The sequence below is a fragment of the Demequina sp. B12 genome (assembly GCF_028823635.1).
Lineage (GTDB): Bacteria > Actinomycetota > Actinomycetes > Actinomycetales > Demequinaceae > Demequina.
The window spans coordinates 281,873-306,318 of sequence record NZ_JAPEHU010000002.1 but is presented as its reverse complement, the minus strand read 5'-3'; the positions used below and the strand labels follow the sequence as shown (position 1 = coordinate 306,318).

Here is a 24,446-nt window from a genome sequence, read left to right as displayed (position 1 = left end):
CCCGTACGTGGAATGTGCCCAGGAAAAACGGTGTTGTCACATGCGGGAACGGTGGCCACAAGTTGCTCTGAGAGCGATAGGCTCGACCCGTACCCGGAAACCCCAACGCGGCCCCACCCCATGGCCGCGTGCAACATGGAGGAAGCATGGCTGACTACGTACTGCCAGATCTCAGCTACGACTACGGTGCCCTCGATCCGCACATTGCTGGCGAGATCATGGAACTGCACCACAGCAAGCACCACGCCGCCTATGTCGCTGGCGTCAACACCACGCTTGAGAAGCTTGCCGAAGCTCGTGACACCGACAACTTTGGTGCCGTGGGCGGCCTGGAGAAGGCACTTGCCTTCCACCTGGGCGGCCACACCAACCACTCCATCTTCTGGACCAACATGTCGCCCGACGGCGGAGACAAGCCCACCGGCGAGCTCGCGTCCGCGATCGATGACAACTTTGGTTCATTCGAGAAGTTCCAGGCCCACTTCACCCAGAACGCGATGACGATTCTGGGCTCAGGATGGTCCATCCTCGCGTGGGACACCCTGGGCAAGAAGCTCGTGATTGTGCAGCTCTACGACCAGCAGGGCAACGTTCCTGTGGGCCTCATTCCGCTGCTGATGCTGGACATGTGGGAGCACGCCTTCTACCTCCAGTACCGCAACGTTAAGGCCGACTATGTCAAGGCCTGGTGGAACATCGTGGACTGGAGCAATGTCCAGGCACGCTTCGCCAAGGCAGTCCAGGTCGAAGGCATCATCGCGTAAGACCAAAGACGCCAACAGCACGCTGTACAAGGCGGCGGTTCCCTCGCGGAGCCGCCGCCTTTGCTGTTGCATGAACGCGGTCCGCTCCACCACCGCGCCTGGCTGGGGAGCAGCCACCCACATACCCCATCAGCGCACTGACGGGGCAAAAACGAAAAAGGCCCGGTGCCCCTGCGGGGGCACCGGGCCTCTCTCTTGGTCCCGTCGCGTCAGTAAACGCGCTGGGAGACTCCCTAGTGTGCGTGTCGGCCCAGAGAGAACTCCATGACCCAACCGGCAAGTCCGATGACTCCAACGATGGTCGCGGGAACCATGATCCACCAGCCCACGGCCAGCGCGACAAACGCAAGCGCTGCACCGGCGGCCAGCACCAGCGGCCACCAGCTCCAAGGCGCGTAGAAACCCTGTTCACCGGACAGTTCCGAGATCTCGGCTTCTTCCCGGTCCTCGGGGCGCTCGCCGTGACGCTTCTGCAGCATCTTGAAGTAGACGCCGACCATGATGAACATGCCGAACGTGAGCAGGATGCCGGTAAAGCCGACCCATTCCGTCCAGTCAGTCAGGAATCCGTAGACCAGCGCCGCGCCGAGGAAGAAGATCGACGGCAACGCAAAGATGTTGGCTTCGAGACGCATGAGCTTATGCTCCCTTCGTCACAGGTGCGGCATCCACGGGAGCGTGGTGCGAACCTGCGTGGTCACGGGCCGCGGCCTCCGGGTGGTGCAAGTCGAACGCGGGGCGTTCCGAACGGATACGCGGAATGGACGTGAAGTTATGGCGCGGCGGCGGGCAGCTCGTGGCCCACTCAAGCGAGTTGCCGTAGCCCCACGGGTCATCGACCTCGACCTTGGGTGCACGCTTCGACGTGATGTAGATGTTCCAGAAGAACGGCAGGGTGGACAGCGCAAGCACGACCGAGCCGATCGTCGACAGCTGGTTCATCCAGGTGAAGCCGTCCTCGACCAGGTAGTCAACGTAGCGGCGGGCCATGCCTTCTGCGCCCAACCAGTGCTGGACCAAGAAGGTCGTGTGGAACCCAATGAACAGCAACCAGAAGTGAATCTTGCCCCACGTCTCGTTCAGCATCTTTCCGGTGAACTTTGGCCACCAGAAGTAGAAGCCGGCGAACATCGCGAACACCACGGTTCCGAAGACCACGTAGTGGAAGTGTGCCACCACGAAGTATGAGTCTGAGATGGGGAAGTCCAGCGGCGGCGCCGAGAGGATCACACCGGTGAGGCCACCGAAGAGGAAGGTGACAAGGAAGCCCACCGACCAGAGCATCGGTGTCTCAAACGTGAGTTTCCCTCGCCACATGGTGCCGATCCAGTTGAAGAACTTCACTCCTGTGGGCACTGCAATGAGCATCGTCATGAAGGCGAAGAACGGCAACAGCACCGCGCCGGTCACGTACATGTGGTGTGCCCACACCGTGACGGAAAGCGCAGCAATAGCGATGGTCGCGTAGACAAGTCCGTGGTAACCGAACAGCGGCTTGCGCGAGAACACAGGGAAGATCTCAGAGACGATGCCAAAGAATGGCAACGCGATGATGTACACCTCGGGGTGGCCGAAGAACCAGAACAGGTGTTGCCACAGAATGGCGCCACCGTGGTCCGGGTTAAAGACCTGCGAGCCGAGGACGCGGTCGGAGCCGAGCGCGAACAGTGCGGAAGCCAGCGGCGGGAACGCTACGAGCACCAGCATCGATGTCACGAGGATGTTCCAGGTGAAGATCGGCATGCGGAACATGGTCATGCCCGGTGCGCGCATCGTCACGATCGTGGTGATGAAGTTCACTGCACCAAGGATGGTTCCGAATCCACCCAGCGCAAGCCCGAAGACCCAGAGGTTTCCACCCACGCCAGGTGAGTACACAGCGTTGGACAGTGGCGCGTACGCGAACCAACCGAACGACGCCGCACCCTGCGGGGTAAAGAATCCAGCAACGGCGATGATTCCGCCGAACAGGTACAGCCAGTAGGCGAACATGTTCAGTCGCGGGAAGGCGACGTCGGGGGCACCGATCTGGAGCGGCGTGATGACGTTGGCGAAGCCCGCAAACAGCGGCGTTGCGAACAACAGCAGCATGATCGTGCCGTGCATCGTGAAGAGCTGGTTGTACTGCTCTGCCGACTGCACCACCTGCATACCGGGTGCGAAGAGTTCCGCACGGATGAGCAGAGCGAGCACGCCGCCAATGATGAAGAAGAAGAACGACGTGATCAGGTACATGTACCCGATGGTCTTGTGGTCAGTGGAGGTGATCCACTTGATCACGGCAGAACCAGAGCGGTGCTGGCGGGCCGGAGCAGGAGCAGTCTCAAGCTCGCGGGGCGTTTCTCCAGGAGTGTGTGCCATTACTCGGTCTCCCCGTGCTCATTCGCAAACTCGACGACCTGGTCACGGCTGTACTCGAGCCCGAGTGCGCCTTCATAACCCTTGTCGCGGAGTTCCTGCATGTATGCGTTGTACTCGTCGCGTTCGACAACCTTGACGTTGAAAAGCATCGAGGCGTGGAACTCACCGCACAACTCAGCACACTTGCCCTGGTAGGTACCAGTCTGGGTGGGCGTGACAGCCCACTCGTTGGTGCGGCCGGGAACGGTGTCTTCCTTGTACAAGAAGGCAGGAATCCAAAACGAGTGGATGACGTCGCGAGAGTCAAGGGTGAACAGCACGGTCTCGTCAACGGGCAGATACAAGGTGGGGAGGGTTGCCTCGACACCGTCCTCTCCCGTGAGCTGCGCCTGGACGCCCGGATCAAAGACATCGTCGCTGAGGTAGTTGAAGTCCCAGCTCCACTGCTTACCGACGACCTGGATCTCTAGATCCGGGTCTTCCGGGATTGCGGTGATCTCCGCGATGTCCTCGGCGGTGTACTTGAACAGCACGCCGATGGCCATGATCGGGACGAGCGTGTACATGATCTCCAAGGGGAGGTGTACGCGCGTCTGGACGGGAAGCTTGTTGTCGCCCTTGCGCTTGCGGTAGACAGCAACACACCAGAGCATGAGGCCCCAGGTGATGATGCCGACTGTCAGCGCGGCGATCCACGACCCATTCCAGAGCTGGATGATCGTGCCGGTTTGGTCGGTGATCTCGGGGGTCGACGGGAGCGCGCCATTTTCAATACCCTGCGAACATCCTGCGAGGGCTAGCGCGACACCCGCGGCGCCGGCACCGATGGCGGCCTTTCGGGGCATGCGGAAAAGAACAGTTGAGGACACGCGGTCAGTCTAGCGCGCGATAACGTGTGGGCATGCCAGCACGCCGCACCTTCCTTGATGCTGGCGGGCGTTCGCCCGTCACTCCTCGTACCGCTCAAGCCCTCGCCGCGGGATTGGTGGACGGTTGGGCTGATCCGGCGCGTCTCACGACAGAATCACGGCAGGCTCGCACGATCCTCGATAGTGCACGAGGCGCCATCGCGGAGGTTCTCGCTGTTCCTCAAGACAACGTGTACTTCGCTCACTCGGTTCCCATGGCGTGTGAACGCATCGTTCGGGGCATGTACGCAGCGCGGCGTGGGCGCGACCGCATGGTGATGTCGGCAATCGAGCGCGAGGCACTGACGGACGTCGCTGAGTTTATTGCGCCCGGTGCAGTCGACCGCATCGACGTCGACGGTTCAGGCCATCTCGACGTTGCGGCCTTTGCACACGCGCTGTCCGATCCGCGCGTCGCCATCGCCGCTGTTCAACATGCCAACCGAGAGATCGGCACCATCCAGCGCCTGGACCGGATCTACGACGTCGCCAACGCCGCGGGGGTGCCACTGATTGTGGACGCAACTGCGAGCATCGGCCATGTTGATGCCCCGGAACACTGGGATGCACTCATTGCGGACCCCTCAGACTGGGGTGCGCCTGCCGGTCTTGCCATCGTGGCAGTGAGGCCCCAGACCCGATGGCTGGAAGCCTGGCCGGCGGGCGACGACCCTTGGGCTCCGGGAGGAGTCTCCGTCCCCGTAGCCCTGGCGGCGGCGGTGGCATTGCAGGAACGCGTGGAGAACATGGAGCGCGAGTCGCAACGCCAGTTTGACCTTGTGACGCGCTTGAGGGCCGGGTTCGCCCAACTCGAAGGCGTGCACGTTGTGGGTGATGAGGTGGAACGCCTCCCCCATCTCCTCACCGCCGCATTCCTCTACCTTGACGGTGAGCCACTGGTCACTCGACTCGACAGGGAGGGTTTTGCGGTGGGATCCGGCTCGGCATGTGGCAAGGCGCAGTTCCAACCCAGCCAGGTCCTCGCGGCGATGGGTGCCTTGACGCATGGCAATCTCCGCATCGGCCTTCATCCCGGCATCACCGACGGCGAGATTGAGCGCTTCCTCGCGACGATGCCACGAGTAATCGAAGTTGTCCGGCAGTCAATGACGTCGTAGCAACGGGTCCGCCCGTCAACGTACGCAGAAACAGCAGAACGGGCGGCCGAGTCAACGTACCTCTAAGGTACGGACTCGCACCGCCCGTTCAAGCGTCGATATCTGCGGGCTTAGGAGAAGGAATCTCCACACGCACACGAACTCGCAGCGTTGGGGTTGTCGATCGTGAAGCCCTGCTTCTCAATCGTGTCGGCAAAGTCGATCGTCGCACCGTCGAGGTACGGAACCGACATCTTGTCGACGACCACCTGCACGCCATCAAAGTCGCGCACGGCGTCGCCATCGAGCGAACGCTCGTCGAAGTAGAGCTGATAGATCAGGCCCGAACACCCACCGGGCTGCACAGCCAGGCGCAGTCGTAGGTCATCGCGGCCTTCCTGCTCCAGCAGGCTCTTGACCTTGCTGGCAGCGGCATCAGTAATCACAACTCCGTGGCTCGAGACCTCGGTCGCAGTATCTGTCACAGGCCGCCTCCTTTCCTAGTTCCTACTCGTCTAATGTACGCGGCCCACCGGATTATTCCCACCACGTCTGTGGGAGGTTACCGCCGCGGCGACCAGGTCTGACACACGCGCGCCACATGGGAGGCCAGGTCTGCGGCGGTCGCCGTACCCTCGTGTGCGGCCGCGATACCTCCGGCCATCAGGTCTCGCTTGCCCACCAGAACTTCTGGTGTCAGTACCGCGCAGGGCGCTCCCGTCGCGGCGGCGAGGTCGCTTGCGGCGCGTGCCACTCCGTGATCAAGCAGGTGCGGCGTCAACTCTGGTGTGATCGCGACCACGAGTTCAGGCTCCACCGCGCCGGCTCCAGCGAGTTCAGCAAGGCGGGCCGATGCTGGCAACAGTTGCGCGCCCACGGCCGCCAAGCAGTACGCAAGACCGCCGGCGGCGCCGGTTCCGGGAACGTCCGACAGTCGCGACGGGCCCATGAGCGAGCGCGGCTGTGCTTCATCGACGTGCCTCGCGATGGTGTTCCAGTGGGCTTCCTGTGCTTGAGAGTGGGTGGCAAGCGCAACATCGTTCTCACGCCCGTCGCGCAGGCTCGCGCTCATCCCTTTGAGGCCTAGCAACGGTCGGGAGCTGCTGACGAGCGCCTGCACGGTCAGGCCTGACAGCGCCTGGCGCATCTCGCTCACTGTCGAGTTGCCCCACACCAAAGTCGCGTCGTGTTGAGGGTGCGTGTCTCCCAGCGGCACCACGATCGTGCGCCCGCTGAACTCAGGCGATTGCGCCACGTGAGTCAAGGTGTTACCGAGCAGGGCAGGATCCCAGGCCTCACTTCCGGGAGGCGGTGTCAGCACGATGACGTTGTCTCGCACCACATAGTCAGTGGTGTCTTGGGGGGACTCCCCCGACCATAGGCGGCCACTCGCGGGCCCACCGTCGCCCACGGCGAGCGTCACGACATCGTCGGAAACGTTGCGCGTGCGCCACGCCTCCGATGCAGTATGCGCCACCGTGGCCGGGTCCATGCGGTGGCCGTTGTCGGTCCACCCGTCAGTCAGAAGCAAGACTCGCATGCCCTCTAGTGTGCCGCGCGCGTCATGAGACAATGACCGAATGAGCACGACGTTCACCGAGCCCACTCAGTCGCCTGCGTTGCTCCTCCTAGGAAGCCGACGTGATCCGCTATCCGAACGCGGCGTTGACTGTCCTGGCGGGTTGCCTGCCGCTTCCGACCCTGATCTGGTCGAGCGCGCACGCAAGGCCAAAGAGACGCTCGGAGATCGCGTCTTCATTCTGGGCCACCACTACCAGCGTGACGAGGTCATTCAGTTCGCGGACGTGACGGGCGACTCGTTCAAGTTGGCACGGGAAGCGGCCGCCCGGCCGGAAGCCGAGTACATCGTCTTCTGCGGTGTCCACTTCATGGCAGAGAGCGCGGACATTCTCACAACTGACGACCAGCAGGTGGTCCTTCCTGACATGGCCGCCGGATGCTCGATGGCGGACATGGCCGATATCAACCAGGTGGAAGATGCTTGGGAGCAGTTGGCCGAAGCCGGTGTCGCGGCACAGACCGTCCCCGTGACTTACATGAACTCCACGGCAGCCATTAAGGCCTTCTGTGGCCGCAACAACGGAGTGGTGTGCACGTCTTCGAATGCGGAAGTGGCACTCCGATGGGCCTATGACCAGGTTGGCGGGCTCGAGGGAGACGGCAAAGTCCTCTTCTTCCCCGACCAGCACCTCGGCCGCAATACCGCGGTGCTGAAACTGGGCTACTCGCTCGATGACTGCGTGCTCTACGACCCCCGCAAGCCGTACGGTGGCAACACGATCGAAGAGCTTCAGGCGGCGCGCATCATCTTGTGGAAGGGGCACTGCTCAGTCCACGGCCGTTTCCGCAAAGAGAACGTCGACAACGCCCGGGAACGCGTGCCAGGTATCAACGTGATCGTGCACCCCGAGTGCTCTCACGAGGTCGTCACCGCGGCGGACTACGTGGGATCCACTGAGTACATCATTCAGAAGCTGAATGAAGCGGAGCCCGGCTCTTCGTGGGTCATTGGCACGGAGCTGAACCTCGTGCGCCGTCTCGCCAATGAGCACCCAGATAAGGAAGTTCTCTTCCTCGAGGACACTGTGTGCTTCTGCTCCACGATGAACCGCATCGATCTGCCCCACCTGGTGTGGGCACTCGAGTCGCTCGTCGCAGGCGAAGTGCCGAACCGCATTGTGGTGGACCCCAAGACTCAAGCGGAGTCCAAGATCGCCCTTGACCAGATGCTGGCGTTGCCCGGCATCGGCGCTGACAAGAAGTAAGCCCGGCTGCACTCCAGCCCCGCCCCTAGGAACTCATGGCAGACAAAAAGAACACCGAAGACTCGACCGTCGACGTCCCCCAGGATGGTGTGGAGGTCGCGGAGACGCCCGCCACCGGCAAGGGCCGTCCCACGCCCAAGCGCAAGGACCAGGAAGCCGCGAACCGCCGTTCCGTCATGGACGACGGCAAGGCCGATGTGAAGGCTCGCAAGGCCAAGGAGCGGGCGTTGCGTGATCGCGAGTACCAGGCGCTGCGCGCGGGTGACGAGGCGAACATGCCGTACGAACACCGCGGCCCAGAGCGTCGTTTCCTTCGCGACTGGGTAGACGCCCGGTGGAGCATCGGTGAGTTCCTCCTACCCTTGGCCCTCGCCTTCGTGTTGGCATCGCTCTTTACCGCACAGATGGGTCCCATTGGTGGGCTCCTGGTGTTGGTGTTCTACGGCATTGTGCTGATCGCTGCAGTCGAGACGTTCATCATGGTGCGTCGTGTCAAGAAGCACTTCATTGCGAAGTTCGGCCAGGAGCGTCTGCCCCGCGGATGGAGCTTCTACGTCATCTCCCGTGCGCTCAACCTGCGACGTTTCCGCCTGCCCAAGCCCAAGGTCTCGCGCGGCGAGTTCCCCGTCTAGCAGGGCGGGAGCATCGGCGCTTCGCCGATGGCCGATGCTCCCTCAACGGAACGTTTCGAGCACCCCTCACGCACAGTTAGGCTGAGGGAATGGTCAACTATCGCTATCTCGGCAACTCCGGTCTCAAGATCACTGAACTGACCTACGGGAACTGGCTCACCCATGCCTCCCAGGTCGCAAACGAGCAGGCTGCGGCCTGCGTCAAGGCGGCGCTCGACGTCGGCATCACGTCCTTTGACACTGCAGACGTGTACGCGAACACCGCGGCAGAGACTGTCCTCGGCGACATTCTGCGCGGCGAACGCCGCGAGTCGCTGGAAATCTTCACCAAGGTGTACTGGCCGACCGGCCCTGGTGGCGCGAACGACGAGGGCCTTTCGCGCAAGCACATCATGGAGTCCATCAACGGCTCCTTGAAGCGCCTCCAGACCGACTATGTGGACCTCTACCAGGCTCACCGCTTCGACCACGAAACTCCCCTCGAAGAGACCATGCAGGCTTTCGCTGATGTGGTCCGTCAAGGTAAGGCCCACTACATTGGCGTCTCCGAATGGTCTGCTGATCAGATTCGTCGGGGCGCCGCGCTGGCCAAGGACCTGGGCTTCCAGCTCATCTCCAGCCAGCCTCAGTACTCGATGCTGTGGCGCGTCATCGAAGATGAGGTCGTTCCCGCATCGGAAGAATCCGGCCTCAGCCAGATCGTGTGGTCGCCGGTGGCTCAGGGCGTGTTGACGGGCAAGTACAAGCCGGGTGCTCCCCTGCCGGAAGGGTCTCGTGCGACGGACGAGAAGGGCGGCGCGAACATGATCAAGCGCTTCCTGAACGACGATGTCCTCGAGCGTGTCCAGCGACTGCAGCCCATCGCGGAAGAACTCGACCTCACCATGGCTCAGCTTGCTGTCGCGTGGGTGCTGCAGAACCAGAATGTCGCGGCGGCGATCATCGGCGCATCCCGTCCCGAGCAGGTGTACGAGAACGCCAAGGCCTCTGGCGTAGTGATTTCGGCCGATGTCATGGCCAAGATCGATGACGCGCTCGGCAACGCAGTCGAGCGTGACGCTGCGAAGACAGTGGAAACCAACCCCACGGGTCGTATCCACTCGAACGCGTAACCAAAGCCGAAAAACACGAAGGCCCGGGACCAGTGGTCCCGGGCCTTCGTGCATCAAAGGAGAAAACAACGCTCACCTTGTGAGGAGGCGTGTACTTCATCAACGCTCCACAAGACGCCCGTGTTCCCACGTGTTTCGAGGGCCTAGTGGACTGATGTGTGTGGGCGCGAGATCTGATCGAGAAAGTCCCTTGCGGATGCCGGCAAGTTGCGCGTACCGTCCCACACTGCAGTGAATGGACGCGTCCACGGCTCGGTGTTGACTGGCACTTGTACGAGGCGGCCCATCGCGAGGTCGTCTGCGACCGCTACTGCGCTCATCGCGGCAGCTTCTCCGCCGGCGAGCACCATCGCGCGCATGGCGGATGTGGTCGACAGTTCAGCGGCGGGACGCGCGAGCGAGTGCCCCTCGCGTTCCAGGGCGCGTTCAACGGTGACCCGCGTCCCCGACCCAGGCTCCCGCATGACCAGTGGCGTGCGCGCGACCGTGGCAAGAGAGACCGTCCGGCGCGTTGCCCATGGGTGGCGAGGAGCGACCACCAAGATCACTTCATCCGTCCCTACTCGCTTGTGACGGAGTCTGGCTGGCAGTGAAGGAGACTCGATGAATCCCACGTCATCGGTTCCCGCACGCACGCGCTCGACGACGGTCGCCGAGTTGACCGCTGTCAGTTCGACCCTCACGTGTGGTTGATGCGCGTGCGCGGCGACGAGCCACGACGGGACCAAGTGTTCAGCGATGGTGAGAGAGGCAGAAATCCTCAGGTGCGCGGCACGATCGTCACGGAGCGATGCTGCCCCCGCGGTGAGGGCGTCGAGTTGGTCCACGACAGCGAGCGCCCAGTCGGCCACGAGTCGCCCGTGCGTGGTGAGCGTGGTCCCGCGGGCTTGCCTCACGAAAAGCGCCAGACCGAGCCGACGCTCGAGCGCACGCATGCGCTGTGACACTGCTTGTTGGGTGACGTTCAGTGCTTCTGCGGCTGCGGTCAGCGACCCGTGCTTCTGGACGGCAAGGAGCATCCGCAGTTCTTCGATGGACGGTTCAGCCATGAGCGCCTCCCACAACGTGGGCTTGTGGATCGGTGGAGATTCGACTCTACCGCGGACGCATGTGAACGATGACGATGAAGTCATGCTTGATCATGTTTCTACGCCCCAGTGGTTCACGCCCGTCATGGGGACCGCCATCGTGGCGACATGCCTTTCCCTGGTGCCTGGCGCTCACGTCACCCCTCTCCTGATCGCTGCCGAGGCCGCATGGGCGGCCAGCGTGGTCATGCTGATCGCCGCCATCGCGTACGCCGCGAGGTCGTACACCCGCGAGCGCGGATTGCTGCGCAGCGAACTCCACAACCCCGCAGTGGCGCCATTCTTCGGGGCAGTGTCGATGGCGCTGCTCGCAGTCGGCGGCGCAACGCTGTTGGTGGGCCCTCGAATCTTCGGTGCACAGGCGGCCGCATGGATTGATCTGGCTCTCTGGGTTGTCGGTACCACCATCGGCATCGCCGTGGCTGTCACCATTCCTGCCCTGCAGTTCACTTCGCACCGCGTTGAGCTCCACCAGGCATCCCCCACCTGGCTACTCCCGGTCGTCGCCCCCATGGTGTCTGCCGCTACTGGTGCCGCACTTGTCGACCAGTTCGACTCCGCTGTCCTCGCCCACGCCCTCGCCGTGACATCGCTCATGCTGTGGGGGGCAGCTGGGATAGCAGCCGCCCTCATCACGGCATCTCTATGGTGGCGGCTCGCGCACCATCAGCACTCCGACGCCGCCACCGTGCCCACACTGTGGATTGTGCTGGGACCGCTCGGTCAGTCCGTGACGGCGCTATGCATGCTCGCTATTCACGCCCCTGACGCCTTACCAGAGCTGACGCCGCTAATCTCTGCGTTCGCTGCGCTCTACGGCATCCCGGTCCTGGGCTTTGCATTGCTATGGCTGGCAATCGCGGGCGTCGTCGCGTGGCGCCTCACCAAGGGACGGCTTCCGTACACGATGTCCTGGTGGTCTTTCACGTTCCCCGTTGGCACATGCGTCACCGGCGCTGCCGGGCTTGCCTCAGTGACGGGAGCCGCAGCCTTCGGAGTCGTGGCCTGGGCGCTCCTGCTGTTGCTCCTTGCAGGTTGGTGTGCGTCTGCCGTGGGGACTACACGTGCCTGGCACCTCAGCAGAGCGCACTCCAAGCACCTCCGTGCAGACGAGGCTCAGTTGAGTGCAGCGTTGAGTTGAGCCACCCACCGCGGCCCGTTGTAGACAAAGCCGGTGTAGGTCTGCACGAGCGTGGCGCCAGCGTCCAGCATCGCTTGCGCATCGGCGTCGCTGTCAATACCCCCCACGCCAACGATCACGGCCTCGTCACCCAAGCGGGCGCGCAACCTCGCGACCACTTCCTTCGCACGGGCATGGACAGGCGGACCCGACAGTCCGCCCGGACCTCGCTGATGGTTGATCGTGGTGTTGGTGGCAGTGATGCCATCAAGGCGGAGTTCGCGAGCGAGGTCTGCGACAGCGTCGACGTCCTCATCTGCCAAGTCCGGAGCAATCTTGACGAGCAACGGCACGTGGCGCTCGGGTACAGCAGCGTCAGCGGCCTCTCGCACCGCGGCCAAGATGGGACGCAACGACTCGGTCGACTGCAAATCCCGCAAACCAGGGGTGTTCGGTGATGACACGTTCACGACCAAGTAGTCCGCGTACGGGGAGAGCCGTGTCGCGGAATACGAGTAGTCGCTCGCTGCGTCCTCTGGCGCTGTCGTCTTGGTCTTGCCTAGGTTGACGCCTAAGACCACGTCACGGCCACGCCGCGACGACCTCACCTCACGCAACCGCTCAGCGACAGCATCGGCGCCCTCGTTGTTGAAGCCCATTCGGTTGCGGATACCGCGGACGTCTTTCTCTCTCCACGAGCGCGGCTTGTCATTGCCTGGCTGCCCCACGGCAGTGACGGTGCCAATCTCCACAAAGGCAAAGCCCGCCTCTGACAGCCCCACGACGGCCTCGGCGTTCTTGTCCATGCCCGCGCCCAGGCCCACACGGCCTGGGAAGTCAATGCCCATGACGGTGACGGGCGCGGGACGTTGAGGGTAGACCTTGGCCCGGCGGGCAATCCGGAACACCCAGGCACCGTAGCGAAAACTCAAGACGCCAAGCCGGTGCGCCTTCTCAGCGTCGATGCGGGACAGGATGTGGTCATAGAAGGCGCGATACACGCGGACAACTTATCGCGAGATAAGGTCGACACATGACCTCATTGAACGCCACAAGCGACATCGTTTCCACGATCGACGCCGACGCCCTCATCCTTGGGTTCGACGGCGACGTCACCTCACACGCTCTCCTCCCGGAGGACGTCCGCACCGCAATCGCCACCACCGCGACCGCTCTTGAGCCCAAGGCGAAGCTGGGCGCAGTCACCGTGCTGCCCGGTCTCGACGTGGCGGCCAAGCGTGTTGTCCTCGTCGGCATTGGCGATGGCTCGGAAGGCCACCTGCGTGAAGCCGCAGGAGCCGCCTCAAGGGCCGTCGGTACGCGCCCCGAGACCGTCATCCTGGCTCTTCCGACCACCGATGACGCCACGGCCGCCGCCGTTGGTGAAGGAGCCATCCTGGGTTCCTACACCTTCAACGAGTACAAGTCCGACGAAAAGCTCGCATCCTACGAAGGCGCGACCTGGCTCCTCGCGGGCGCTTCTGACCCTGCGATCGAGCGCGCACGCATCGTCGCCGCTGCCGTGGCAGGCACCCGCGACCTGGTGAACACTCCCCCGCTCGACATGTTCCCGGCGGCTGTCGCAGAAGTGGCGCAGTCCTACGGCGAACAGTTGGGCGTCAACGTCACCACCTGGGAGCCCCAGCAGCTCGCCGACGAAGGCTTCGGCGGCATCCTTGCCGTGGGTATGGGCTCCTCGCGCCTGCCCCGCCTGGTCAAGGTGGAATGGGCGCCCGAAACCGCAACTTCACACGTTGCGCTGGTCGGCAAGGGCATCACCTTCGACACCGGCGGCATCTCGCTGAAGCCGCCGAAGGGCATGGAGACGATGAAGTCGGACATGTCCGGCGCAGCAGCCGTCCTGCACATTGTTCTCGCGGCCGCGCAGCTGAAGCTGAACGTCAAGGTCACTGGCTGGCTCTGCCTGGCGGAGAACATGCCTTCCGGCACCGCCCAGCGTCCTTCCGACGTGATCCGCATCTACGGCGGCAAGACCGTCGAGGTGATGAACACGGACGCCGAGGGACGCCTCGTCATGGCTGATGGTCTGGCCCGCGCTATCGAGGAGAACCCTGACGCGGTCCTCGACATCGCCACCCTCACGGGCGCTCAGGGCGTTGCGCTCGGAACCCGCACGTCTGCCGTCATGGGTGACGAGGCGATTCGTTCCGAGGTCGTGGCCGCTGCCGACGCAGCTGACGAAGCCTTCTGGCCTATGCCGCTTCCGGCACACCTTCGCGACAGCCTGGACTCCAAGGTCGCAGACATGCAGAACATCGGCGAGCCCGCCGGCGGCATGCTGTCAGCAGGCCTTTTCCTCCAGGAGTTCGTGGGCGACACGCCTTGGGCACACTTGGACATCGCACGTCCCGCGTTCAACGAAGGCGCTCCGTGGGGACACAACCCCGCAGGTTCCACCGGCGCATCGGTCCGTACCATGCTGCGATTCCTTGAGACGCGCGCTCAGGGGTAGCCGACCGCACCTTGCTTGACATGGTGAAGGCCCGGTCTCCTCGCAGAGACCGGGCCTTCACCGTGTGCCACGCGCCTCACCGGCGGCACGGCACGTGTGCGCCCCGGTCAACCCTTGCGGTTGCGCTGGTTCCACTCACGCATCCGTGAGGGATACCCGGAGAGGTTGACGTCAAAGGACGGAATCCCCAACTGGGCGGCAAGCTTCTTCGCCGTGGCCTGATCTGGGACTCGACGGCGAGTCCACTCCCCCGTGTCGGCCACCACCACCATCGTCGTCTGCGTCACTCGCGTGGGCGGTTCGATGAAGGCTTCACACCCCTGCCGCTCACTCACAAAAGCTTTGAGATGCGACACCGTTTCGGCCCGGGCCTGCTTCGACCCCGTACCGGCGTCTGGTTCAGTCTTCTTTGACCCAAACATGCGAGAAAAGAAACTCATGGAACCAGGGTAGTCACGCGTCGGTGCAAACGCCTACGCTCACCAGTGGCAAGATGGACATTGACCCACATCCTCACAAGGAGTACTGCATAGTGACCGAGTCCACCCCACGCTCGTTTGACCTACTCATCCTTGGCGGAGGTTCCGGCGGTTACGCCGCTGCCCTGCGCGCCGCACAGCTCGGCCTCACCGTTGGACTGATCGAAGAGTCCAAGGTCGGCGGCACCTGCCTGCACAATGGATGTATCCCCACCAAGGCGCTCCTGCACTCAGCTGAACTTGCTGACAATGCACGCGAAGGCGCCAAGTACGGTGTGAACACCACCCTCGAGAGCATCGACATGTCTGTCGTGAACTCCTACAAGCAGGGTGTCATTGACCGCCTCTACAAGGGCCTCCAGGGCCTGATCAAGAGCCGCAAGGTTGTCGTGATCGAGGGCCATGGAACGCTCGTCGGCCCCGACGCCATCGAGGTTCGTGGTGAGCGCTACACCGGCAAGAACATCTTGCTCGCGACCGGCTCCTACGCCCGTTCGCTCCCCGGTCTTGAGATCGGCGGACGCGTGATGACGTCAGACCAGGCCCTCAACCTCGATGTGGTCCCCAAGTCGGCCATCGTGCTCGGTGGCGGTGTGATCGGTGTCGAGTTCGCTTCTGTGTGGACGTCCTTCGGTTCCGAGGTCACCATCGTTGAAGGTTTGCCGCACCTGGCACCCAACGAGGACGAGGCCCTGTCGAAGGGTCTGGAGCGCGCATTCCGCAAGCGCAAGATCAACTTCAAGGTCGGAGTGAAGTTCCAGGGCGTGGAGCAGCACGACAACGGTGTGCGCGTCTCGCTCGAAGACGGCACGGTTCTCGAAGCCGAACTTCTCCTCGTCGCCGTGGGCCGTGGCCCCCGCACCACCGGCCTTGGCTACGAAGAGCAGGGCATCCGCATGGACCGCGGCTTTGTGTTGACCGACGAGCGTCTGCACACCGGCGTCGCAAACATCTACGCTGCGGGCGACATTGTTCCTGGCCTTCAGCTCGCGCACCGTGGCTTCGCGCAGGGAATCTTTGTCGCGGAGACCATTGCCGGTCTCAGCCCCCAGCCCATTGTCGAAGCAAACATCCCGCGCGTGACCTACTGCGAGCCGGAAGTTGCTTCGGTGGGCCTCACCGAAGCCAAGGCCAAGGAAGTGCATGGGGCCGATGCTGTCGAGGCTCTCGAGTACAACCTTGGTGGCAACGGCAAGAGCCAGATCCTGGGCACGCAGGGCTTCGTCAAGTTGGTCCGGGTGAAGAACGGACCGGTCGTCGGAGTTCACATGCTCGGCGCTCGCGTGGGCGAGCAGATCGGTGAAGCACAGCTCATCGTCAGCTGGGACGCACACCCCGAAGATGTTGCTCCCCTCATTCACGCTCACCCCACCCAGAACGAGGCTCTCGGAGAAGCGCACCTCGCGCTTGCCGGTAAGCCCCTTCACGCTCACGACTGATCCCGGAAGGCAACTCTCACATGAGCAACGATGTCACTCTCCCTGCCCTCGGTGAATCCGTCACCGAAGGCACCGTTACCCGCTGGCTGAAGTCTGTCGGCGACACCGTCGAGGTCGACGAGCCACTGCTCGAGGTCTCCACTGACAAGGTCGACACCGAGATCCCCTCGCCGTTCGCCGGAACTCTGAACGAGATCCTCGTGGACGAAGACGAGACCGTCGAGGTCGGCGCAGTCCTGGCTCGCATCGGCGAAGCAGGCGCAGCACCCGCCGCAGCACCGGCACAGGAACCCGCACCCGCAGCGCAGCCCGCCGCGGAAAGCGCACCTGTCACGCCTGCACAGTCGGCACCTGCACCGCAGCCCACCCCGGCATCGGCACAGGAAGCCGCCGCCTCTGCTGCAGCACCTGCAGCCGCTCCCGCGGGCGGTGGCGATGAGGTGACGCTGCCTGCCCTCGGTGAATCCGTCACCGAAGGCACCGTTACCCGCTGGCTGAAGTCTGTCGGCGACACCGTCGAGGTCGACGAGCCACTGCTCGAGGTCTCCACTGACAAGGTCGACACCGAGATCCCCTCGCCGTTCGCCGGAACTCTGAACGAGATCCTCGTGGACGAAGACGAGACCGTCGAGGTCGGCGCAGTCCTGGCTCGCATCGGCGAAGCAGGCGCAGCACCCGCCGCAGCACCGGCACAGGAACCCGCACCCGCAGCGCAGCCCGCCGCGGAAAGCGCACCTGCCGCTCCGGCTGAGCCGACACCGGCTCCCGCATCGGCACCGGCTCCTGCGTCGGCGCCCGCTGCAGCACCCGCAGCACCCGCGACACCGCAGGCTGGCACCGAAACCGACGCCTCGGGCTACGTCACTCCGATTGTGCGCAAGCTCGCCAAGGAGCGCGGCGTGGACCTGGGCCAGTTGGCCGGTTCCGGCGTAGGCGGCCGCATCCGCAAGGAAGATGTGCTCGCCGCAGCCGAGGCTGCACCTGCAGCGGCAACACCTGCGCCTGCGGCACCTGCAGCGGCCCCGGCCGCCGCAGCACCCGCTGCACCGAAGGTGTCGGAGCTGCGTGGCACGTCAGTCAAGATGAGCCGCATTCGCAAGATCACGTCGGACAAGATGATGGAATCGCTGCACGGCATGGCGCAGCTCACATCCGTCGTTGAGGTCGACTGCTCCAAGATCTGGGCGCTGCGCAACAAGGCCAAGAACTCCTTCCAGGAGCGCGAAGGCGTCAAGCTCACCTTCCTGCCGTTCTTCACCCGTGCAGTCTCGGAAGCACTTGCCGAGCACGCATTCCTCAACGCGTCCGTCGACGGCGACTCGATCGTCTACCACGACTCGGTCAACCTGTCGCTGGCAGTGGACACCGACAAGGGCCTGATGCTTCCCACGATGCACAAGGCTGAGGACAAGACGGTGGCCGAGCACGCCAAGGCCATCGCTGACCTCGCGGAGCGCGCACGCACGGGCGGTCTCAAGGCTGACGAGATCTCCGGAGGAACGTTCTCGGTCACGAACACGGGTTCGGGAGGCACGCTGCACGACACCCCGATCGTGCCGAGCCCCCAGGTCGGTATCCTCGCTACCTGCGCCATCATCAAGCGCCCCGTGGTGGTGACCGGACCGAACGGTGAAGACGTGATCTCGATCCGTCCCATGGTCTACCTGCCGCTGTCCTACGATCACCGCATCGTGGATGGCGCGGACGCCGCCCGCTTCCTGCAGACGGTGAAGAAGCGCATCGAAGAGGGTGCCTTCGAGTCCGAGGTTGGCCTGTAAAGCGCAATGCGCATCGTCATCGCTGGTTCGTCCGGCCTCATCGGCACTGCTCTGCAGGAGTCGTTGAGGTCGGACGGCCACGAGACCATTTCCCTGGTGCGGCGCGAGGTTCGCGCCCCAGATGAGTCAATGTGGGACCCGCAAGGCGGACACGTTGACGTTGAACTACTTGCCAGTGCGGACGCCGTCGTCAACCTCGCCGGTGCATCGATTGGCGACAAACGACTGACGACCACGTACGCCGGAGTCGTGTTGCAGTCCCGCCTTGGCGCCACCGGCACTCTTGTGCGCGGCCTGCGTGACGCCGCATTTAGCGGAGTACTGCTCCAAGGCTCAGCGATGGGCTACTACGGTGCGCGCGGAAACGAAACGCTGACGGAGCGCTCTGCGCCCGGCGACACCTTGCTCGCAAGCATCGTTACCCAGTGGGAAGCTGCAGCCAAGCCTGCCCTCGAGGCGGGTATCCGTACGGTGTGGTGCCGGACAGGTCTGGTGCTGGCACCTCACGGAGGCTTCGCCGCGCGGCTACTCCCCCTGGTTCAGCGTGGCCTACTGTCTCGGTTCGGCAGCGGTGAGGCGTGGCATTCGTGGATCTCCCTGCACGATGATGTCAGGGCGCTACGGTTCCTCATGGACTCGGATCACGAGGGCCCGGCCAACATCATCGCCCCTATTGCTGTCAAGGATCGAGAGTTCATTCGCGTCATGGCGGCGGCAGCTGACAAGGGCACGGCGTTCCCTGTTCCAGCGTGGGCTATGCGTGCCGCGGTAGGACCGGCCGCCGAGGATCTGTTGTCAAGCCAGTTGGCGAAGCCTGGAGTGTTGAACCGCTTGGGATTCACCTGGGACCACCCGGAAATCACCAGCGCGGCGAACTGGGTCATGGAAGGCGTGTAGAGCGCCTTTTCTGATCTACCCCGCCGCGACTGGGCCCTGTTCCGGCGCGGAAGTCTCCTCTAGGGGAGCCGGGACAGCTCCTACCACTCGCCACAAAAACGTGAGCTCGCTGTCAGTATCCGCGGAGCGATCGAGTGTGAGCATGACCGCTTCGCTTGCTTCCGCTTTCGGGGTCACCGTCTCCTCCCCTGTGACCGCATCACGCTTGCGCACGCGGTGTTCCGACACGACGTAAGAGACGCGCACTTGCGCCGATTCGGAACCCACGTGGGCGGTGCGAGCCTCGATCTCGCTGACCTGGAGGCCCTCGTAAGAGAGATCTCCACTGTCGAGGTCCTCCGCCTGGGCGCGCACACCGTCAGCAAAGCTACTGTCCCCTGCGACAGTGGCACGGAGCGCGGCGCCGTTTGCTGCCGCGAGGGCAGCGAACCGTGCCTTGGTGAGGTCTGCAGCGGCGGTGGCGACAACCGCATCTGGTTGCGACGGCTCTGGGGCCGTCACGAGTGGGGTCGTGGAAGGTACGGCGTGAGATGGCGACGCGACAGGCGCGGTGTCGCGTGCCAGCAGTGAATCGTCGCCGAACAGGGACGTCGCACCCCACCACAGGGCGGCTATCAGACTGAGTCCCGCTACCCCCACTCCGGCCCGCAACGCCCACGTTCGGGCTCTCCAGGCTCGGCCTCGCGCCATCCTGACGGTGTGTTCCTGGGCGCCGCTGCGTAGCGCGCTGGCGACATCGACCGGGGCGGATTGAGAAAGTGGGTGGGCAGGCGCGATCTCGCTCAGGAGCGAGGGAACGTTGACCATGAGCGGACGGTGTTGCGGAGTCGGGGACGTCATCGCTGTGATGACACCTGCGGCACGTTCACCAGCGTCGTCATCAGCGCACCACTTCAACAGACGGCCTAGGGCATACACGTCACTGGCTTCGCAAGGCTCCCCTGCTACGACTTCTGGGGCGCGAAACCCGATGGTGCCGCGTTCAGAGTCGAGTACGGCGGCCATCGTGTCCACCAGAGTGACCTCGCTGCTCCCCACGACGATGTTGCGTGGCGACAGATCACCGTGGATGAGTCCGTGCGCGTGAAGCGCGGCCAGGCCCTGTGCGACCTGCTGCCCCCACCACACCAGTTCACCGGCCGTGAGGGGCGCCCGTTCTCGCGAGAGCTCGGCCATGTCACGGCCCTTAACGACCGGAAGATACGCGACCACCTCACCGCTGGCTTCGACTTCGATGCGGTCAGGAGCCAGCACGCCCGGATGATCGAGTTCGGCGAGCCGTGCGGCACGTGCGCGGGCACGCTTCTCGAGGTCAACACCAGATCCCAAGACGCGGCGCAAGCAGGACTGCGAAGTCATGCCTCCACAGTGCCGCGTTCTTCACGCCTGTCACGCGTTATCCACAAGGCTCAAGGGAAGTCCCTGAACGTGCAGTGCACCGCTGGCAGGCAGATCATCGGGGAGGGTCTGCCTGCCAGAAGCTACTCCTAGTCAGCGATGGAGCGTTGCCACGGCCACCAGGATCGGCGCCCGATGTCGCTCACCAATCCGGGAACGAGCAGTGAGCGCACCACGAACGTATCGATGAGCACTCCGACGCCGACCACCACCGCAATCTGCGCCAGGAAGATCAGCGGAATCACCCCGAGTGCCGCAAAGGTCGCGGCGAGGACGATACCTGCCGAGGTGATGACGCCACCAGTGACAGCCAGCGCGCGCCGCGTGCCCGCGCGGGTGCCGTGTACCAGGGATTCTTCGCGGGCCCTCGACATCAGGAAGATCGAGTAATCCACGCCCAAGGCGACAAGGAACACAAAGCCCAGCAACGGGACAGACGGGTCCGAGCCAGGGAAGCCGAACACCCAGTTGAACAGGATCGCCGACAGGCCAATCGCGGCTCCGTACGACAAGATGTTCGCCAGCACAATCAGCACCGGTGCCACGACTGCTCGCAAGAGGGCCACGAGTACCAGCAAGATCACGGCCAAGATGGTCGGCAAGATCACCAGAGTGTCGCGCTGGGTCGTCAGGCGTGTGTCAAGCTGTTCAGCTGCCGCGCCACCCACCAACACGTCCTCTCCAAGTGGGTGTACCGCGTCGCGAACGTCTGCAACAACATCGGCGGCCTCATTCGAGCTCGACGACACCTCCGTCACGGCGACCACCTGAACAGTGCCATCGATGACGACGGGTTCCTCGTTCGGGACCACGCCAGGAGGCGCTCCTTCTGCGACCGAGGGCGTCAGCAGATATGCCTGCGCTACACCGTCGACGGCACCAGCAGCCTCGACAGCAGCATCGGCTTGGTCCTCGGGGACAAAGATACGAATGGGCGACGACGCCCCGGCATCGAAATGTTCCTCAAGAATCTCCACGCCCAGCACCGAATCCGTGTCCCTGGTGAACACTTCCTGCTCGCCGAGACCCGACGCTTTGAACGTGGGAACAAAGGCACTCAAGACGATTAGTCCTGCTGCCGCGGCAAGCCACGTGCGACGCGGGTGAGCGTCGACGCCACGGGCGATGCGGGGCCAGAAGCCTCGGCGCTGCGAGGGGTCCGCGTCGACCTCAGCAGCGGCATCGGCACCATCACCGGCATAGCGCGGCATGGCAGGCCAGAACACACCGCGGGCGTGCTTGCCACCGATGAGCAAAAGGGCCGGCAACAGAGTCAGTGCCGCAACCAAGGCTGCCGCGATACCCAAGGCACCTGCCGGCCCGAGCGCAGCGTTGGACTTCAAGTCGCTCAGCAACAGGACCAGCAGTCCCAAGATCACGGTGATGGCCGATGCGGCGATCGGTTCGACCGACCGGCGCCACGCGCGTGCCATCGCGGTGTAGGGCGACGGCACGCGCAGCAACTCTTCGCGATAGCGCGCTACGAGGAGCAACGCATAGTCGGTGGTCGCACCGACGACGAGGATGAACATGATGCCTTGTGACTGACCGTTCAAAGTGATGATGTCTGCCTTGGCCATCGCGTAGACGGCGAGGATGGCGCCCGTCAAAGCGATCATCGACGTCGACAGGACCAGCAAAGGCAGCACGGGGCTGCGGTACACGATCAGCAGAATCACCAGCACGACGGCGAGCGCCACCACGAGCAAGATGCCGTCGATGCCAGCAAACGCTTCCAACAGATCAGCAAGGACACCCAGACCGCCAGTGAGGTGACCACTCAACTCGGTGTCTTGCTCTGCCCACGTCGCACGAATGGTGGTGGCGACAAGTTCGGCGAGGGCACTTTCACCCACGTTCTCCTCGGCGGCTGCCGCATCGACGCTGAAAGCCACCAGAACGGCCTCACCGTCTTCTGACGGGATAGCCTGCGGCATCTGCTCTACTGCCGACGGGGACAGGACGTCGCCCACGGTGCGTCCCTGCTCGTCACCTTCGATGGGAGCCGCGACCACGTCTTCAATGAACTGGTTGACCACGTCAAGATCTGACGCGGACTCAACACCGTCCACGACGAAGATCCCAGGTAGCGCCGTCACAGGCGAGAACTCGCTTTGCAGCTCAGCGGCACGAGTCGACTCTGCGGACGACGGCAAGAAGGCCGAGGCTTCGTTCTCCTGGACATCGGAGAGCTTGCCGAACGTCTGTCCGCCGGCACCTCCCACCGCAAGCCAAGCAACGATGACGACAAGAAGCGCGACGGGGCGCAACCAAGACAGACGCGAGTACATGGTCATAGCATGCACCAACGCAGACTTGCGAGGGATATTCCCGTCAACGACATCCTTCAGGCGGTATTAACCTGGTGTGTCATGGAGTTCGTCCCCCTCGATCTTGGAATGCACCTGACGCCGTACGCCACGGCGTGGGAGCTCCAACGTACGTGGCACACTGACCGCGTCGCCGGTCAGCGCCCCGACTCCGTCATGTGGGTGGAACACGAGTCGGTCTACACCGCAGGGCGACGCACCGCCACATGGGACCGTCCGGTGGATGGCACCCCTGTCGTGGACGTCGACCGCGGCGGACGCATCACCTGGCACGGCCCCGGACAACTGGTGGGGTATCCCATCATTCGACTTGCCGAACCCATTGACGTGGTGAAGTACGTCAGAGCCCTGGAAGAGGCCGTCATCGCGGTCTGTGCACACTACGGACTCGAAGCAGTCCGCGTGGAAGGACGCTCCGGGGTGTGGCTGCCCGCGACCCCCAGCAAACGAGAGCGCAAGATCTGTGCCATCGGTGTGCGCGTCGCAAAAGGCGTCACCATGCACGGCTTGGCACTCAACTGCAACCCCGACTTGGAAGCCTTCTCCCGCATCGTCCCTTGCGGAATCTCCGATGCGGACGTCACGTCACTCAGCCACGAACTTGGCCGCAACGTGACTATCCAGGAGGTCCTCCCCCTCGTGACCACCGCACTAGAAACGTCTCTCGCTCACGTACGCTGGGAGACTCAAGCGTCTACCGACGCCACCGTCACCGCACCACACAAGGAGACCGTGTGACCCTCGCACCCGAAGGCCGCCGCATGCTTCGCATCGAGGCCCGCAACGCAGAGACCCCCATCGAGCGCAAGCCCGAGTGGATCCGCACCAAGGCCACGATGGGCCCGGAGTACTCCGAACTCAAATCTCTCGTCAAGGGTGGCGGCCTGCACACCGTGTGTGAAGAGGCCGGCTGCCCCAACATCTTCGAATGCTGGGAAGACCGCGAGGCAACCTTCCTGATCGGCGGAGCGCAATGCACGCGCCGGTGCGACTTCTGCCAGATCGACACGGGCAAGCCCACTCCCCTGGACCGGATGGAACCCCTCAAGGTCGCCAAGTCCGTGCAGCAGATGGGTCTGAAGTACTCGACCGTCACCGGTGTCGCACGCGATGACCTGGAAGACGGCGGAGCCTGGCTGTATGCAGAGACAGTCCGCCAGATCCACGAGCTCAACCCCGGCACCGGCGTTGAGCTCCTCATCCCCGACTTCAATGCAGACCCCGATCAACTCGCAGAAGTCTTTTCCTCACGCCCTGAAGTCCTCGCCCACAACGTCGAGACCGTGCCGCGCATCTTCAAGCGCATCCGCCCGGCTTTCCGCTACGAGCGCTCCCTCCAGGTGATCTCCGAAGCTCAGAAGGATGGCTTCGTGACGAAGTCGAACCTCATCTTGGGCATGGGCGAAACGATGGAGGAAGTGCTTCAGGCCCTCCAGGATCTGCACGACGCGGGCACGGACCTCATCACGATCACTCAGTACCTGCGGCCAAGTCCCCGGCACCACCCCGTGGAACGTTGGGTGAAGCCTGAAGAGTTCGTGGACCTTTCCGACGCCGCGGAAGAAATGGGATTCCTAGGAGTCATGTCCGGGCCGCTGGTGCGCTCGTCCTACCGCGCCGGACGTCTGTGGGGTCAGGCCATGACCCGCAAGGGCCGCCCCATCCCCGAAGCCCTCTCCCACCTGGGTGAGCCTATGGAAGCCCGCCAGGAAGCATCGGCTCTTCTCAACCGGCCCGCGCGCCCCTCCTGCTAACTCCCGCACGGCTCTGCCCAGAACGAACGT

At 63.7% G+C, this 24,446-nt stretch carries 22 protein-coding genes; 12 read left to right on the top strand and 10 right to left on the bottom strand.

Going from position 1 to position 24,446, the window contains the following annotated elements; all coding sequences use genetic code 11:
* Positions 1-146: 146 nt before the first annotated feature.
* Positions 147-764, top strand: coding sequence for a superoxide dismutase (locus tag ON058_RS05965; RefSeq protein ID WP_274668114.1), 618 nt, complete (start codon positions 147-149; stop codon positions 762-764).
* Between the two features lie 233 nt (positions 765-997).
* Here the strand turns inward: ON058_RS05965 and ON058_RS05960 are convergent, their stop codons facing one another.
* The 3 genes from ON058_RS05960 to coxB are packed head-to-tail and all read right to left on the bottom strand — an operon-like array spanning position 998 to position 3,994.
* Positions 998-1,399 (bottom strand): cytochrome c oxidase subunit 4, encoded by a 402-nt coding sequence (locus tag ON058_RS05960; RefSeq protein ID WP_274668113.1) that lies wholly within the window; start codon positions 1,397-1,399, stop codon positions 998-1,000.
* A 4-nt stretch (positions 1,400-1,403) separates the two neighbouring features.
* Positions 1,404-3,125: a cytochrome c oxidase subunit I gene (gene ctaD / locus ON058_RS05955; protein ID WP_274668112.1), complete on the bottom strand. Its 1,722-nt coding sequence runs from the start codon at positions 3,123-3,125 to the stop codon at positions 1,404-1,406.
* Entirely contained in the window at positions 3,125-3,994 is an 870-nt protein-coding gene (gene coxB, locus ON058_RS05950) for a cytochrome c oxidase subunit II (RefSeq protein ID WP_342452996.1), read from the bottom strand. Before coxB ends, ctaD begins: the two co-directional genes overlap by 1 nt.
* 32 nt (positions 3,995-4,026) lie before the next feature.
* On the opposite strand from coxB, the gene ON058_RS05945 reads away from it, so the two are divergent.
* The gene (locus ON058_RS05945; RefSeq protein WP_274668111.1) at positions 4,027-5,151 is read left to right on the top strand and encodes a cysteine desulfurase family protein; all 1,125 of its coding nucleotides are present in this window, start codon (positions 4,027-4,029) and stop codon (positions 5,149-5,151) included.
* A gap of 110 nt (positions 5,152-5,261) precedes the next feature.
* On the opposite strand, the gene erpA is transcribed toward ON058_RS05945, so the two are convergent.
* Both erpA and ON058_RS05935 read right to left on the bottom strand, forming a co-directional pair.
* On the bottom strand, positions 5,262-5,615 hold the full coding sequence (erpA, locus tag ON058_RS05940; RefSeq protein WP_274668110.1) for an iron-sulfur cluster insertion protein ErpA: 354 nt from the start codon (positions 5,613-5,615) through the stop codon (positions 5,262-5,264).
* 77 nt (positions 5,616-5,692) lie between these two features.
* Positions 5,693-6,670: a glycerate kinase gene (locus ON058_RS05935; RefSeq protein WP_274668109.1), complete on the bottom strand. Its 978-nt coding sequence runs from the start codon at positions 6,668-6,670 to the stop codon at positions 5,693-5,695.
* 40 nt (positions 6,671-6,710) lie between these two features.
* Between ON058_RS05935 and nadA the strand changes: the two genes are divergently transcribed.
* The 3 genes from nadA to ON058_RS05920 all read left to right on the top strand — a co-directional run bounded on the left by nadA (position 6,711) and on the right by ON058_RS05920 (position 9,660).
* Complete coding sequence (nadA, locus tag ON058_RS05930) at positions 6,711-7,916, top strand: quinolinate synthase NadA (RefSeq protein WP_274668108.1); 1,206 nt, start codon at positions 6,711-6,713, stop codon at positions 7,914-7,916.
* Positions 7,917-7,951: 35 nt separating this feature from the next.
* Positions 7,952-8,548 (top strand): DUF3043 domain-containing protein, encoded by a 597-nt coding sequence (locus ON058_RS05925; RefSeq protein WP_274668107.1) that lies wholly within the window; start codon positions 7,952-7,954, stop codon positions 8,546-8,548.
* 89 nt (positions 8,549-8,637) lie between these two features.
* Entirely contained in the window at positions 8,638-9,660 is a 1,023-nt protein-coding gene (locus ON058_RS05920; RefSeq protein ID WP_274668106.1) for an aldo/keto reductase family protein, read from the top strand.
* 143 nt (positions 9,661-9,803) lie between these two features.
* On the opposite strand, the gene ON058_RS05915 is transcribed toward ON058_RS05920, so the two are convergent.
* A complete protein-coding gene (locus ON058_RS05915; RefSeq protein WP_274668105.1) occupies positions 9,804-10,709 on the bottom strand; it encodes a LysR family transcriptional regulator in 906 nt (301 codons plus the stop codon).
* Here ON058_RS05915 and ON058_RS05910 point away from each other — a divergent pair.
* Positions 10,708-11,889, top strand: a complete 1,182-nt coding sequence (locus ON058_RS05910; RefSeq protein ID WP_274668104.1) for a C4-dicarboxylate ABC transporter — start codon at positions 10,708-10,710, stop codon at positions 11,887-11,889. The genes ON058_RS05915 and ON058_RS05910 overlap by 2 nt on opposite strands.
* Here ON058_RS05910 and ON058_RS05905 read toward each other — a convergent pair.
* Positions 11,865-12,869, bottom strand: a complete 1,005-nt coding sequence (locus tag ON058_RS05905; RefSeq protein WP_274668103.1) for a quinone-dependent dihydroorotate dehydrogenase — start codon at positions 12,867-12,869, stop codon at positions 11,865-11,867. The two genes, ON058_RS05910 and ON058_RS05905, sit on opposite strands and share 25 nt — an antisense overlap.
* A gap of 32 nt (positions 12,870-12,901) precedes the next feature.
* Here ON058_RS05905 and ON058_RS05900 point away from each other — a divergent pair, with 32 nt between their 5' ends.
* Positions 12,902-14,341: a leucyl aminopeptidase gene (locus tag ON058_RS05900; RefSeq protein WP_274668102.1), complete on the top strand. Its 1,440-nt coding sequence runs from the start codon at positions 12,902-12,904 to the stop codon at positions 14,339-14,341.
* 107 nt (positions 14,342-14,448) lie between these two features.
* On the opposite strand, the gene ON058_RS05895 is transcribed toward ON058_RS05900, so the two are convergent.
* Positions 14,449-14,781 (bottom strand): oxidoreductase, encoded by a 333-nt coding sequence (locus ON058_RS05895; RefSeq protein ID WP_274668101.1) that lies wholly within the window; start codon positions 14,779-14,781, stop codon positions 14,449-14,451.
* A gap of 89 nt (positions 14,782-14,870) precedes the next feature.
* Between ON058_RS05895 and lpdA the strand changes: the two genes are divergently transcribed.
* Genes lpdA through ON058_RS05880 form a run of 3 tightly spaced genes read left to right on the top strand, consistent with a single transcriptional unit; the run spans position 14,871 to position 18,934 of the window.
* Positions 14,871-16,259, top strand: a complete 1,389-nt coding sequence (gene lpdA / locus ON058_RS05890; protein WP_274668411.1) for a dihydrolipoyl dehydrogenase — start codon at positions 14,871-14,873, stop codon at positions 16,257-16,259.
* 20 nt (positions 16,260-16,279) lie between these two features.
* Positions 16,280-18,037, top strand: a complete 1,758-nt coding sequence (gene sucB / locus ON058_RS05885; RefSeq protein WP_274668100.1) for a 2-oxoglutarate dehydrogenase, E2 component, dihydrolipoamide succinyltransferase — start codon at positions 16,280-16,282, stop codon at positions 18,035-18,037.
* A gap of 6 nt (positions 18,038-18,043) precedes the next feature.
* Complete coding sequence (locus ON058_RS05880) at positions 18,044-18,934, top strand: TIGR01777 family oxidoreductase (protein WP_274668099.1); 891 nt, start codon at positions 18,044-18,046, stop codon at positions 18,932-18,934.
* A gap of 15 nt (positions 18,935-18,949) precedes the next feature.
* Here the strand turns inward: ON058_RS05880 and ON058_RS05875 are convergent, their stop codons facing one another.
* The gene (locus tag ON058_RS05875; RefSeq protein ID WP_274668098.1) at positions 18,950-20,293 is read right to left on the bottom strand and encodes a protein kinase; all 1,344 of its coding nucleotides are present in this window, start codon (positions 20,291-20,293) and stop codon (positions 18,950-18,952) included.
* Between the two features lie 128 nt (positions 20,294-20,421).
* Positions 20,422-22,629 (bottom strand): MMPL family transporter, encoded by a 2,208-nt coding sequence (locus ON058_RS05870; RefSeq protein ID WP_274668097.1) that lies wholly within the window; start codon positions 22,627-22,629, stop codon positions 20,422-20,424.
* 75 nt (positions 22,630-22,704) lie between these two features.
* On the opposite strand from ON058_RS05870, the gene lipB reads away from it, so the two are divergent.
* Together lipB and lipA are read left to right on the top strand one after the other, a co-directional pair.
* A complete protein-coding gene (lipB, locus tag ON058_RS05865; protein ID WP_274668096.1) occupies positions 22,705-23,400 on the top strand; it encodes a lipoyl(octanoyl) transferase LipB in 696 nt (231 codons plus the stop codon).
* Complete coding sequence (lipA, locus tag ON058_RS05860) at positions 23,397-24,416, top strand: lipoyl synthase (protein ID WP_274668095.1); 1,020 nt, start codon at positions 23,397-23,399, stop codon at positions 24,414-24,416. Before lipB ends, lipA begins: the two co-directional genes overlap by 4 nt.
* Positions 24,417-24,446 lie beyond the last annotated feature (30 nt).

Excerpts from the sequence above, each read along its gene's own strand:
- ON058_RS05965 (WP_274668114.1), top strand. The coding sequence starts at position 147 with ATGGCTGACTACGTACTGCCAGATCTCAGCTACGACTACGGTGCCCTC.
- ON058_RS05960 (WP_274668113.1), bottom strand. The coding sequence starts at position 1,399 with ATGCGTCTCGAAGCCAACATCTTTGCGTTGCCGTCGATCTTCTTCCTC.
- ctaD (WP_274668112.1), bottom strand. The coding sequence starts at position 3,125 with ATGGCACACACTCCTGGAGAAACGCCCCGCGAGCTTGAGACTGCTCCT.
- ON058_RS05945 (WP_274668111.1), top strand. The coding sequence starts at position 4,027 with ATGCCAGCACGCCGCACCTTCCTTGATGCTGGCGGGCGTTCGCCCGTC.
- ON058_RS05935 (WP_274668109.1), bottom strand. The coding sequence starts at position 6,670 with ATGCGAGTCTTGCTTCTGACTGACGGGTGGACCGACAACGGCCACCGC.
- nadA (WP_274668108.1), top strand. The coding sequence starts at position 6,711 with ATGAGCACGACGTTCACCGAGCCCACTCAGTCGCCTGCGTTGCTCCTC.
- ON058_RS05925 (WP_274668107.1), top strand. The coding sequence starts at position 7,952 with ATGGCAGACAAAAAGAACACCGAAGACTCGACCGTCGACGTCCCCCAG.
- ON058_RS05920 (WP_274668106.1), top strand. The coding sequence starts at position 8,638 with ATGGTCAACTATCGCTATCTCGGCAACTCCGGTCTCAAGATCACTGAA.
- ON058_RS05910 (WP_274668104.1), top strand. The coding sequence starts at position 10,708 with ATGAGCGCCTCCCACAACGTGGGCTTGTGGATCGGTGGAGATTCGACT.
- ON058_RS05915 (WP_274668105.1), bottom strand. The coding sequence starts at position 10,709 with ATGGCTGAACCGTCCATCGAAGAACTGCGGATGCTCCTTGCCGTCCAG.
- ON058_RS05900 (WP_274668102.1), top strand. The coding sequence starts at position 12,902 with ATGACCTCATTGAACGCCACAAGCGACATCGTTTCCACGATCGACGCC.
- ON058_RS05895 (WP_274668101.1), bottom strand. The coding sequence starts at position 14,781 with ATGAGTTTCTTTTCTCGCATGTTTGGGTCAAAGAAGACTGAACCAGAC.
- sucB (WP_274668100.1), top strand. The coding sequence starts at position 16,280 with ATGAGCAACGATGTCACTCTCCCTGCCCTCGGTGAATCCGTCACCGAA.
- ON058_RS05880 (WP_274668099.1), top strand. The coding sequence starts at position 18,044 with ATGCGCATCGTCATCGCTGGTTCGTCCGGCCTCATCGGCACTGCTCTG.
- ON058_RS05875 (WP_274668098.1), bottom strand. The coding sequence starts at position 20,293 with ATGACTTCGCAGTCCTGCTTGCGCCGCGTCTTGGGATCTGGTGTTGAC.
- ON058_RS05870 (WP_274668097.1), bottom strand. The coding sequence starts at position 22,629 with ATGACCATGTACTCGCGTCTGTCTTGGTTGCGCCCCGTCGCGCTTCTT.
- lipB (WP_274668096.1), top strand. The coding sequence starts at position 22,705 with ATGGAGTTCGTCCCCCTCGATCTTGGAATGCACCTGACGCCGTACGCC.